This window comes from Roseobacter sp. (assembly GCF_024639605.1).
Taxonomy (GTDB): domain Bacteria; phylum Pseudomonadota; class Alphaproteobacteria; order Rhodobacterales; family Rhodobacteraceae; genus Roseobacter.
This window is the reverse complement of sequence record NZ_JAHEHZ010000123.1, coordinates 1-10,418: the sequence shown is the minus strand read 5'-3', so window position 1 is coordinate 10,418 and position 10,418 is coordinate 1. Positions and strand designations below refer to the sequence as shown.

Sequence of the window (10,418 nt, the reverse complement as noted above, 5' to 3'; positions counted from 1 at the left end):
GTCATCGACGAGCTGGTCGGCCAGTGGATCGCATTGCTGCCGCTCTCTTATGCGGCCTGGTCGATGGGGATCAGCATGCTGGTGATGTGGCCGGGCTGGATCGCGGCTTTTGCGCTTTTCCGGCTCTTTGACATCTGGAAACCCGGGCCCGTCGGATGGGCCGACCGGCGCGGTGACGCGCTCGGTGTGATGCTTGACGATGTGATCGCCGGTGTCTTTGCCGCTCTTGGCGTTCTCGCGCTGGCGGGTCTTTATCACGGGGTGCTCTGAGGTGAGCCTCGCGCAGGACATTCTCGACAGGGCCCGGGCGGCGGGGGTGATGATCGCCACCGCGGAAAGCTGCACCGGCGGGATGATCGCCGCGGCACTCACCGACATTCCGGGATCATCGGCAGTTTTTGACCGTGGCTTTGTAACCTATACCAATGCCGCAAAGCAGGAGATGCTCGGCGTGCGGTCCGGAACGCTTAAAGCTTACGGTGCGGTGTCCGAAGAGGTCGCCCGAGAGATGGTGACAGGCGCATTGCAGCGGGCAAAGGGTGCGCTGGCGGTGTCGGTCACAGGCATCGCGGGACCCGGCGGGTCGGAGCACAAGCCTGAAGGACGTGTCTGTTTCGGGATTGCAAAGCCCGGTCACACCTCCACGGAAACCATTGATTTCGGTGCCTTGGGCCGGGACAAAGTGCGCGCTGCCGCCCGCGATCACGCGCTGCGCCTGCTGCTGGACGCCCTGCGTTAACTTTGGCCGTACAGGTTTGCGGCGCGGGTCTCAAAAGCGCGCACAATACGGTGCATTGCCTCATTAAACACCACGCCGATCAGCCGCTGCAGGATCATGTTACGAAAGGCAAAATCCACAAAGAAGGATACGTTACAGCCACCTTCGGTATCTTCAAACGCCCAGTTGGACTTCATATACCGGAACGGTCCGTCCAGATATTCGGTGTCGATCTTCTTGTCCTGCGGCATCAGATCAACGCGGCTGGTGAACCGCTCGCGGAAAACCTTGAAGCTGATTACCAGATCGGCCTCCATGATCTTCTTGTCGCCCTGCTGCGTCACGGAGAGCACGCGCGCCGCCGCGCACCATGGCAGAAACTCCGGGTAGCTGCCGACATCGGCCACCAGGTCATACATCTGTTGTGCGGTGTAGGGGAGTTTTCGGGTTTCAGAATGGGTTGGCATTGATTTGTCACGCAGGTTTGGTTAGCCATCCATGTCTTATGTCTGTCTCTGAATTCAAGGTCTGTCGATGTCCGCGCGTCCATATGTCATAGACGAGATGATCTCCGCCAAGGCAATCGCGGCACGTATTGAAGAGCTCTGCCGGGAAATTCAGGAAGAGTTTCAGGGCACCGACAAGCTTGTGGTCGTCGGTCTGCTGCGTGGCAGTTTTGTTTTTATCGCCGATCTCGTGCGGGAACTTGATCTGCCGATCGAGGTCGATTTTCTCGAAGCGTCCAGTTATGGCGACGGGATGGAAAGTAGTCGGGAAGTACGTATTCTCAAAGACTTGCGGGGCGCAATTGAAGGGCGGGACGTGCTGGTTGTCGAAGATATCGTCGATACCGGTCACACACTGAATCACGTCACTGCCCTGCTGAAAAGCCGCAAGCCCGCGCGGCTGAAATCGATCGCTTTGCTCGACAAACCAAGCCGGCGCGAGGTTGATTTCAAAGCAAGCTGGACGGGCTTTGAGATACCGGATGAATTTGTGGTCGGATACGGGATCGATTTTGCACAGCGAAACAGAAATCTGCCGTTCATCGGTTCTGTACGCTTTACTGATGCCTGAGCGCCGCTGCTCATGACTCTGCGCTGGCTCGTCCGGCTGTCGGTCTGGCTGCGCCGCCCGCCATCGCGCGCACGTATATATCTGATTCTGGCAGTAATCGGAGCCGGGATGCTGATTGTTGCGGCGGAACGTGCCGGCTGGTGGCCAGAGGCCATGACAACGCAGAAGATCCGTCTTGAGAGTGCGCAGTCTCGTTAAGATGTCGCAGCGCACCGGGTTTGTTAACGCTCACTTCATTATGATGAGGCAGTGATGGAGAAGCTTTTTCTGATCGTTGTGGCATTTGCTGCATGTACCGGCACTGGCCCCGGGCGCAGGACATGCGGATAAGGCGTTGACTGCAGCCTTTGAGGTGCGTCGGGCACAGCTGACACTGATCTGCCATAACCCCGGGACCAATGGCTGGGAATTGCGCCCTGGCCCACGGGCAAAGGCAAAATCCCCAATGTCACACTGCGCCTGCACAACTGGACAGAGGCGGATCTGGTGGCGCATTTCATTGCCGGGCTGACGCCGGAATATGACAGCTCCGGGGGTGAAATGGCTGTGGTCGTGAAACATCTGGCCCGGCTGCCCGACAGCGACCGTGCAGCGTTGGCAGCGTGTCTTTTGCGGATCGAAACCATGCGCTGAGCGCTTATGCCAGCCCGAGCTTTTTGTTGCGTGCCGCGCGCAGGCGGGCAAAATCGTCGCCCGCATGATAGCTTGAGCGCGTGAGCGGCGTCGCCGAGACCATCAGGAACCCTTTGCCATATGCCGCTTTTTCATAAGCGGCGAATTCGTCAGGATGCACGAACCTGTCTACCCGGTGGTGCTTTGGCGTGGGCTGCAGATACTGCCCGATGGTCAGAAAATCGATGTCAGCAGCGCGCATGTCTTCCATCACCTGGATCACGGCCTGTCTGTCCTCGCCCAGACCGACCATTATACCCGATTTGGTGAACATCGACGGGTCAAGTTCTTTCACGCGCTGCAAAAGCCGCAGCGAATGAAAATAGCGCGCGCCCGGGCGCACTTCGGGATAAAGGCCCGGCACCGTTTCGAGGTTATGGTTAAAGACATCCGGGCGCGCTTCGACCACGAGTTCAAGCACGGACGGATCGCAGCGAATGAAATCGGGCGTCAGGATCTCGATTGTCGTGCCGGGGCTGCGATGCCGGATCGCGCGGATCGTCTGGGCAAAGTGATCGGCGCCGCCGTCTTCCACATCGTCGCGGTCCACCGAGGTGATGACCACATGGTTCAGCCCGAGCTTTTCAACCGCATGGGCCACGCGTCCCGGCTCGAAGGCATCAAGCGCTTCGGGCGGCTTGCCGGTCGCAATGTTGCAGAAAGTACAGGCGCGGGTGCAAACCTCGCCCATGATCATCATGGTGGCGTGGCCCTGGCTCCAGCATTCGCCGACGTTCGGGCAGCCCGCTTCTTCGCAAACTGTCACAAGGCGGTTTTCCCGCATGATTTTTGCGGTTTCGTTATAGCCCTTGCCGCCCGGCGCTTTCACCCGGATCCAGTCGGGTTTTTTCGGCTGGGGGTTGTCGGGGCGACGCGCCTTTTCGGGGTGGCGTTGCTCTGGAATTTTCAGATCGCGCGGGGCCATGTGGTGTCGCTCCGGATTAAGTGCTGAGCTATATGTACTGGCTTTGGCGGCGGGTACAACCGCCCGGGCTGTCGCAGGGTGCATGACAGGTTTGCATCCCGGGCGCGTTCAGATCCGCCGGGCGACGGTTACGTAATGCGTGAGTGAAAAGAAAAACCGTCCCTCGCGCGCGAGCTGCGCCTGCTCGTCTGCCCAGGCGTCAACGTCCCTCTCGCTAAGGTGTTTTTGCTTTTTCGCATAGGCCGCCATAAGCGAGATCATCGCCCGCGCCAGACCGTCGGGCCGCAGCAGGTGGTCGCACAGTGTGATGGTCCGGACCTCTTCCACCTCAAAGCCCGCCTGCACCATCATGCCAGGCAGCAGTGCCGGGGCGTCAAGATGGGCTGCATGCTGCTCCCATGATGCCATCATGGCGGCCATCCTGTCAGCGTCGTCGGAATGCCAGCAGAACGTCCCGAAGTGCATGTCGCCGATAACCAGCCGCCCGCCCGGGCGCAGCACCCGCGCAACCTCGGCCAGACAAGGCGGGATATCGGCGATATATTCAAAGACCTGAACCGAAAGAGCGCGGTCGGCCGTGGCATCCTCAACCGGCAGGTCTGCAGCTGTTCCGGACCTCAGGATCACACCCGGCAAATCCACGCAGCGGCTTTGTGCCGAAGCGCGCATCTGATCGCTTGGGTCGACACCGATCACCTGACCCTCCGTGCCGGCAGCGCGGGCCAGATCGGGCAGCATCAGACCGTTGCCACATCCGATATCCACCACGCTGTCTCCGGGCCGGACCCGCAGTGCGTCAAAAGACACCCGCCGGCGCGCAGCAAAATCGCTGCCCGCATAAACCTGATCCAGCAACCGGGTAGTGTCTTCATCGAATTCCAGCATCTGCGGTCTCCCTCTTTGACCCTGAGGGTAGCACGGATGCACGAATCGCGCACGGGCTCAGCCGATGAGCGGCCCACCCGGGCCCACGGTCTCATCATAGTGTCGCTTAAGCCGCATCAGACCGATGCGCAGAACGATTTTGCCTGAGCGTGCAGACCATCCGAGCTTTTTCTCTGCTGTTTCGAGCCCTTCAAGATAGCAGCAGCACCGCAGGACCACATCCGACAGGCCCGGCCCGAGTTCAGCCAGCGCATCTGCCACCCGGCGGCGCGCGTTTGACGGCCCGTCCGCGACACCGCTGTCGGCCACAAAGGTTCCCTTGCCGCCCGCTGTCAGAAACCGGTCCCAGTTCTGGGCCACGCGTGGTCCCATCTGCGCCAGCTCAAAGTCTTCCCGCAGCCGTTCGCCGGCGGTTACCAGATCATCACCCAGAAAGTGTCTGCCGTCCTTGTCGCGCCGACGCGCCAGTGCCGTCAGCGGGCTTTCCGCCAGATTGTACCGCATTCTGCGCGGCCGCCCTGTATCAGTGTCCGGCAGGGTTTTTTCGCCCCAGTCGCGGTGCTGATCGGCAAAAGGTGTCTGACTGTCTGCAAAACCCGGCACGCTGTCCGGCGTCATTTTCTCCATCAGGCCTTCGAGTGCGGTGCGCCCGGCGGCGGTGATGGCATAGCGCGTGATCCGGCCCGATTGTTGCGGCGAAATCCAGCCTTTGAGCGCCATGGCTTCGGCTACAACGCAATCGACAACACCGGTTCGTGTGGCCTGACCGCCTGCCCCGTCGCGCACAATCACGGCTTTTTCCATTTCTGCAGCCACCGCGAGGACGGCGCCTTTTTCACAAAGGCGTCGCAGGACGCGGTGCGCTTCAGCCATGATGGTACTGTCATCGGGTGTGCCCTTGCCGGCCGATATTTTTTCCTGAAAGCTCATACTGGACGGATCCTCATTTGATTGGTGACTATGTCCGGAACGGGGTCTGAAATGCAGCTTTCCCAGGCTGCGCAATGCCGCATCGACAAGCGGGTCATCGCGCCGCGTTTCGATGCGCCTGATCTGGCGCATGATGGTCGAGGCATGACACCCCGCGTTTCGGGCGAGGGCCCTGATCGACAGGCCCGCTTCGGTGTGCGCCAGATACATCTGAGCCGACGACGGGACCCATTCAGGCAGGGCTTCGGACCTGCGTGAACAGACAGCTGATTTCGGGTGTACCTCTTCTTTCATACGATCGTTCCGGACCTCTTCCATTCGAGTTGTGCTAATCGAAACCATACAACCAAGAGAAGAATTTAGTTACCCGTTGGTTAACAGCGGGCAATGTCCATAGTATTGTATCTATTGAATAAACAGTATTTAAACCACCGTCCGCCATCATCCACGTTTGCGCAACAGTGCTGCCTTATTCAGAAACAGTGGATCGCGCCTTTAAGTTCTTAACAACTCCCTGGTGCAGACGTGCTGCCCGCCGCCTGACAGCGCAACACCCCCTGCTGCTGTGCCATAACTGCGATCAGCCGGCGCGCTCACACGGGCCGCTGCTCACCAAGGCAAGGGAACTTAGTTATGCAGGATATACTTTCGATGCTTCATGCGCTGCGGCGGCCACCATTGCTCATGCGTGCAGCCCGGATCGGTGCTGTGGATTACCGGCGTTCCGTGCACCTGCCCCGTCTGCTGGGATATGGTGTTCTGCCGCGGCACGGGGCGGCGCTCTTCCGGCTGATGGAACTCGAAGGCACGCTCAACAGCCAGCGGCTGTCAGATGACACCAGCTACAGCCTGATCCGGCATGTGGATGTCCTGATCGCGATGGTGGGTGAGGCCCGCGTGCTGCGGGCCTCCGGAAATACCTGAGATCACATAAAACTGTCCGGCTCGCCGGCCTTTTTGCGGTCGATGTAATCCTGCAGCGATTCTGTGATGGCAGGATCCGTTACAGGCTGCTGATAATCGTTCAGCAACTTCTCGACCCGCAGTGAGGCGAGCGCCTGGGTGTCGCGGCCGCCTTCGTCCTCCCATGTCTCATAGGGTTTGTAATCAAGAAGGTCCGATTTCCAGAACGCCGCCTTGAAGTTGTTCTGGGTGTGTGCGCAGCCTAGGTAGTGCCCGCCCGGTCCAACTTCGCGGATGGCATCCAGCGCCTGGGCGTTCTCATCTGTGTCAACACCGCGCGCCAGATGGTGCAGGATACCAAGCTGGTCGGCGTCCATGACGAATTTTTCGAAAGAAGACACCAGTCCGCCTTCCAGCCAGCCACAGGCATGCAGCATGAAGTTCACGCCTGATAGCAACCCCATATTGAGGCTGTTGGAGGTCTCGTAGGCCGCCTGGGCATCCGGCAGTTTCGAGCCACAGAACGAGCCTGCGGAGCGGTAAGGCAGCCCCATGCGGCGCGCGAGCTGTCCCGCGCCATAGGTGATCAGCGATGCCTCGGGGGTGCCGAAGGTCGGCGCGCCCGAGTTCATGTCGATTGAGGTCACGAAAGCGCCCATGATGACCGGCGCACCGGGGCGGATGAGCTGGCTGTAGGCAATGCCGGCGAGGCATTCGGCCATCACCTGCGTCAGGGTTCCCGCGACGGAAACCGGTGCCATGGCGCCGCCTACGATAAAGGGCGAAATGATGCAGGCCTGGTTGTTGGAGGCGTAAACCTCAAGCGCACCCATCATCACATCGTCGAAGGTCATCGGCGAATTGATGTTGATGAGCGATGTCATCACCGTATTTTCCTGCACGAAATCCTTGCCAAAGAGCAGTCCGCACATATCCACGCTGTCCTGCGCGCGCGAGGGTTCGGTTACCGAGCCCATGAAGGGTTTGTCGCTGAGCGTCATATGGGCCATCAGCATGTCGAGGTGACGCTTATTGACCGGCAGATCGGTGGGCTCGCAAACGGTGCCGCCCGAGTGGTGCAGCCACTTTGACATATACCCGAGCTTCACGAACTTGCGGAAATCCTCCATCGTGGCATAGCGCCGCCCGCCTGTGGCGTCGCGCACGAAGGGCGGTCCGTAGACCGGGGCAAGCACGAGATTGCGTCCGCCGACCACGACCGAGCGTTCCGGGTTGCGAGCGTGCTGGGTAAAACCTGAAGGTGCTGTTTCACACAGCTTACGGGCAAGACCCTTCGGAATGCGGACACGCTCGCCGTCGACATCTGCACCCGCGTCTTTCCAGCGTTTCAGCGCCGCGGGGTTTTCAGGGAAGTTGACGCCGATCTCTTCGAGAATGATCTCTGCGTTGGTTTCAATGACCTCGAGGGCCTCTTCGCTCAGAACCTCGAAATTCGGGATATTGCGCTCGATGTATCTGGCTGTGTCGAACGAAACTGCGCTGCGTTCTGCCCGGCGGGCTGCTCCGCCGCCGCCTCTGCCCCGTCTGCGCTCTGCTACTGTCATAACCCGTCCCCGTTCATGATGCTGGTGTGGTGCTATCGCAATTCCCGGAGGCGGCGCGCGCCGGTTGCGTCCTCGGCGGTAAAAAAGCGACATCAGGCCCCGGCGGGCCGGGGTAAACGCCCGATCATGCGCTGCGCGTGATACCGGGGCTTGTCACCGGCAGCGCGCGCGCCTAATCAGCACTCATGAGCACACCTGATCACGACCGCCTCCTCATCATCGATTTCGGCAGCCAGGTCACGCAGCTGATCGCGCGTCGTCTGCGCGAGCTGAACGTCTATTGCGAGATCCACCCTTATCAGAATGTCACCATGGATATGGTGCGTGAAATGGCGCCGCGCGCGGTGATTTTTTCGGGCGGGCCGGACAGTGTGACGCGCGCGGGATCTCCGCGACCCCCTGAGGGAATTTTTGACTACGGCGTGCCAATCCTGGGGATCTGCTATGGCCAGCAGGTCATGATGCAGGAACTGGGCGGGCGCGTTGTCGGTGGCAAGATTTCCGGTGGCGGTGGCACAGCCGAGTTCGGGCGGGCCTTTGTGACGCCTGCGGGCAGTCTTGATCTGCTCGACGGCTGGTTTGATGAAGGCCCAGAGCAGGTCTGGATGAGCCACGGCGATCACGTGGCAGACCTCGCACCGGGGTTCGGGGTTTTCGGCACGTCGCCAAATGCCCCCTATGCCATAACCGCTGATCCCGCCCGGCACTTTTATGCAGTGCAGTTTCATCCCGAAGTGCATCACACGCCCCGCGGCGCAAAGCTTTATGAAAATTTCGTGCGGCTTGCGGGCTTTACAGGCGACTGGACGATGGCGGGATACCGCGAACAGGCGGTAGAAAAGATCCGCGAACAGATCGGCGACAAACGGGTGATCTGTGCGCTTTCGGGCGGTGTGGACAGTTCGGTTGCCGCTGTGCTGATCCATGAAGCTGTCGGCGATCAGCTGACATGTGTTTTTGTCGATCATGGCCTGCTGCGCAAAGACGAAGCCGAAGAAGTCGTTACAATGTTCCGCGACAACCTGAACCTTCAGGTCATTCACGCAGATGAAACCGGGCTTTTCCTCGGTGAGCTCGACGGGCAGTCTGATCCGGAAACCAAGCGCAAGATCATCGGCCGGCTCTTTATCGATGTCTTTCAGAAATATGCCAATGAAATCGAGGGCGCCGAATTCCTCGCTCAGGGCACGCTTTATCCCGACGTGATCGAGAGCGTGAGCTTTTCGGGCGGGCCGTCGGTCACCATCAAATCACATCATAACGTGGGCGGGCTGCCCGAAAAGATGGGTCTGAAACTGGTGGAGCCACTACGTGAGCTATTTAAAGACGAAGTGCGCGCACTGGGCCATGAGCTTGGACTGCCCGCGCATTTCATCGCGCGCCACCCCTTTCCCGGTCCGGGGCTTGCCATCCGCTGCCCGGGCGAGATTACCCGCGAAAAGCTCGACATCCTGCGCGAGGCCGATGCGGTCTACATCGACCAGATCCGCAAACACGGGCTTTATGACGAGATCTGGCAGGCCTTTTGCGCGATTTTGCCGGTGCGCACCGTGGGCGTCATGGGCGACGGACGGACCTATGATTTTGCCTGTGCCCTGCGCGCGGTCACATCCGTCGACGGGATGACCGCGGATTATTACCCCTTCACCCACGAATTTCTGGGCGAGACGGCGACGCGGATCATCAATGAGGTGCCGGGGATCAACCGCGTGACCTATGACATTACGTCTAAACCGCCCGGAACGATTGAATGGGAATGATCCGGGCCCGGGCGGTCCGCCGCCCTGGCCGGCGGTCTGTATTGCCGCCAGAAACCTGCCCTGTGAGCCCTTCTGCGTGAGCCCTGTCGTCAAAGCATGCCTTTGGATGCTGGGCTCTATTGCCTCGTTTTCGTCCATGGCTGTTGCGGGGCGCGAGCTGTCAGGGATGCTCGATACGTTTGAGATCATGATGTACCGCAGCCTTTTCGGTGTGCTGATCGTGGTCATCGTCGCGGGCATTGCCGGCACCTGGCGGCAGATCAACACGCAGAGCCTCAGGCTGCACACGATTCGAAATCTTGCGCATTTCACCGGGCAGAACCTTTGGTTTTATGCGGTCACGGCGATCCCGCTGGCGCAGGTCTTTGCGCTGGAGTTCACCTCACCGCTCTGGGTCATCGTGCTATCTCCGCTGGTGCTGGGTGAGCGGCTGACGCTGATGCGCGGAATTGCGGCGGTCATGGGGTTCATCGGCATTCTGATCGTGGCGCGCCCTGATATGGCGGGCATCAATGCAGGCGTGATCACTGCGGCCTCTTCGGCGATCTTCTTTGCGCTGACCATTATGTTCACCAAAAAGCTGACCCGGACACAGAGCATCACCTGTATTCTGTTTTACCTCACCGCCATGCAACTCGTCTTTGGGGTGATCGCCGCAGGCTTTGACGGCGATATCGCAATACCGGACGCCGGCAGCCTGCCTTTTGTGGTGGTGATTGGCGCGGCGGGTCTGATGGCGCACTACTGTATGACCAATGCACTGGCACTTGCACCGGCCACGGTTGTGGTGCCGGTCGATTTCATCCGGTTGCCGGCCATCGCGGTTGTGGGGATGCTGCTTTACGGAGAGGCCCTCGACCTCTGGGTGTTCGTGGGTGCGCTGATCATCTTCACCGGCAATTACCTTAACCTGTGGTCTGAAACCCGCAGACGGGCTTAGTTCTACGTAACGTCACAAAACACTTTTCCCCTGCGTAAGAGAT

At 59.9% G+C, this 10,418-nt stretch carries 13 protein-coding genes; 8 read left to right on the top strand and 5 right to left on the bottom strand.

Annotation, left to right across the window (positions count from 1 at the left end):
• Positions 1-270: phosphatidylglycerophosphatase A (locus Q0M35_RS14335; protein ID WP_295316475.1), on the top strand; the 270-nt coding region annotated here is incomplete at its 5' end.
• A 1-nt stretch (position 271) separates the two neighbouring features.
• Positions 272-739 (top strand): CinA family protein, encoded by a 468-nt coding sequence (locus tag Q0M35_RS14330; protein WP_295316473.1) that lies wholly within the window; start codon positions 272-274, stop codon positions 737-739.
• Here the strand turns inward: Q0M35_RS14330 and Q0M35_RS14325 are convergent.
• Complete coding sequence (locus tag Q0M35_RS14325) at positions 736-1,185, bottom strand: type II toxin-antitoxin system RatA family toxin (protein ID WP_295316471.1); 450 nt, start codon at positions 1,183-1,185, stop codon at positions 736-738. The genes Q0M35_RS14330 and Q0M35_RS14325 overlap by 4 nt on opposite strands.
• Positions 1,186-1,252: 67 nt before the next feature.
• Between Q0M35_RS14325 and hpt the strand changes: the two genes are divergently transcribed.
• The 3 genes from hpt (at position 1,253) to Q0M35_RS14310 (ending at position 2,428) form a co-directional block, all read left to right on the top strand.
• Positions 1,253-1,795 (top strand): hypoxanthine phosphoribosyltransferase, encoded by a 543-nt coding sequence (gene hpt / locus Q0M35_RS14320; protein ID WP_295316469.1) that lies wholly within the window; start codon positions 1,253-1,255, stop codon positions 1,793-1,795.
• A 12-nt stretch (positions 1,796-1,807) separates the two neighbouring features.
• Positions 1,808-1,993, top strand: a complete 186-nt coding sequence (locus tag Q0M35_RS14315) for a hypothetical protein (protein ID WP_295316467.1) — start codon at positions 1,808-1,810, stop codon at positions 1,991-1,993.
• A 288-nt stretch (positions 1,994-2,281) separates the two neighbouring features.
• Positions 2,282-2,428, top strand: a complete 147-nt coding sequence (locus Q0M35_RS14310; protein WP_295316465.1) for a hypothetical protein — start codon at positions 2,282-2,284, stop codon at positions 2,426-2,428.
• Positions 2,429-2,432: 4 nt separating this feature from the next.
• On the opposite strand, the gene lipA is transcribed toward Q0M35_RS14310, so the two are convergent.
• The 3 genes from lipA to Q0M35_RS14295 form a co-directional block, all read right to left on the bottom strand.
• The gene (gene lipA, locus Q0M35_RS14305; RefSeq protein WP_295316463.1) at positions 2,433-3,392 is read right to left on the bottom strand and encodes a lipoyl synthase; all 960 of its coding nucleotides are present in this window, start codon (positions 3,390-3,392) and stop codon (positions 2,433-2,435) included.
• Between the two features lie 108 nt (positions 3,393-3,500).
• A complete protein-coding gene (locus tag Q0M35_RS14300; RefSeq protein ID WP_295316461.1) occupies positions 3,501-4,277 on the bottom strand; it encodes a methyltransferase domain-containing protein in 777 nt (258 codons plus the stop codon).
• Positions 4,278-4,334: 57 nt separating this feature from the next.
• Complete coding sequence (locus Q0M35_RS14295; protein ID WP_295316459.1) at positions 4,335-5,501, bottom strand: DUF6456 domain-containing protein; 1,167 nt, start codon at positions 5,499-5,501, stop codon at positions 4,335-4,337.
• 339 nt (positions 5,502-5,840) lie between these two features.
• Between Q0M35_RS14295 and Q0M35_RS14290 the strand changes: the two genes are divergently transcribed.
• Positions 5,841-6,131 carry a DUF6477 family protein gene (locus Q0M35_RS14290; RefSeq protein WP_295316457.1) on the top strand — a complete coding sequence of 97 codons (291 nt, stop codon included), beginning with the start codon at positions 5,841-5,843 and terminating at the stop codon, positions 6,129-6,131.
• 2 nt (positions 6,132-6,133) lie between these two features.
• Here Q0M35_RS14290 and Q0M35_RS14285 read toward each other — a convergent pair whose 3' ends face one another.
• Positions 6,134-7,675: a trimethylamine methyltransferase family protein gene (locus tag Q0M35_RS14285; RefSeq protein ID WP_295316455.1), complete on the bottom strand. Its 1,542-nt coding sequence runs from the start codon at positions 7,673-7,675 to the stop codon at positions 6,134-6,136.
• Positions 7,676-7,860: 185 nt separating this feature from the next.
• Between Q0M35_RS14285 and guaA the strand changes: the two genes are divergently transcribed.
• Together guaA and Q0M35_RS14275 are read left to right on the top strand one after the other, a co-directional pair.
• Positions 7,861-9,435 carry a glutamine-hydrolyzing GMP synthase gene (guaA, locus tag Q0M35_RS14280; RefSeq protein WP_295316453.1) on the top strand — a complete coding sequence of 525 codons (1,575 nt, stop codon included), beginning with the start codon at positions 7,861-7,863 and terminating at the stop codon, positions 9,433-9,435.
• Between the two features lie 76 nt (positions 9,436-9,511).
• Positions 9,512-10,375 carry a DMT family transporter gene (locus tag Q0M35_RS14275; protein WP_295316451.1) on the top strand — a complete coding sequence of 288 codons (864 nt, stop codon included), beginning with the start codon at positions 9,512-9,514 and terminating at the stop codon, positions 10,373-10,375.
• Positions 10,376-10,418 lie beyond the last annotated feature (43 nt).

Excerpts from the sequence above, each read along its gene's own strand:
- hpt (WP_295316469.1), top strand. The coding sequence starts at position 1,253 with ATGTCCGCGCGTCCATATGTCATAGACGAGATGATCTCCGCCAAGGCA.
- guaA (WP_295316453.1), top strand. The coding sequence starts at position 7,861 with ATGAGCACACCTGATCACGACCGCCTCCTCATCATCGATTTCGGCAGC.
- Q0M35_RS14290 (WP_295316457.1), top strand. The coding sequence starts at position 5,841 with ATGCAGGATATACTTTCGATGCTTCATGCGCTGCGGCGGCCACCATTG.
- Q0M35_RS14295 (WP_295316459.1), bottom strand. The coding sequence starts at position 5,501 with ATGAAAGAAGAGGTACACCCGAAATCAGCTGTCTGTTCACGCAGGTCC.
- lipA (WP_295316463.1), bottom strand. The coding sequence starts at position 3,392 with ATGGCCCCGCGCGATCTGAAAATTCCAGAGCAACGCCACCCCGAAAAG.
- Q0M35_RS14300 (WP_295316461.1), bottom strand. The coding sequence starts at position 4,277 with ATGCTGGAATTCGATGAAGACACTACCCGGTTGCTGGATCAGGTTTAT.
- Q0M35_RS14315 (WP_295316467.1), top strand. The coding sequence starts at position 1,808 with ATGACTCTGCGCTGGCTCGTCCGGCTGTCGGTCTGGCTGCGCCGCCCG.
- Q0M35_RS14285 (WP_295316455.1), bottom strand. The coding sequence starts at position 7,675 with ATGACAGTAGCAGAGCGCAGACGGGGCAGAGGCGGCGGCGGAGCAGCC.
- Q0M35_RS14325 (WP_295316471.1), bottom strand. The coding sequence starts at position 1,185 with ATGCCAACCCATTCTGAAACCCGAAAACTCCCCTACACCGCACAACAG.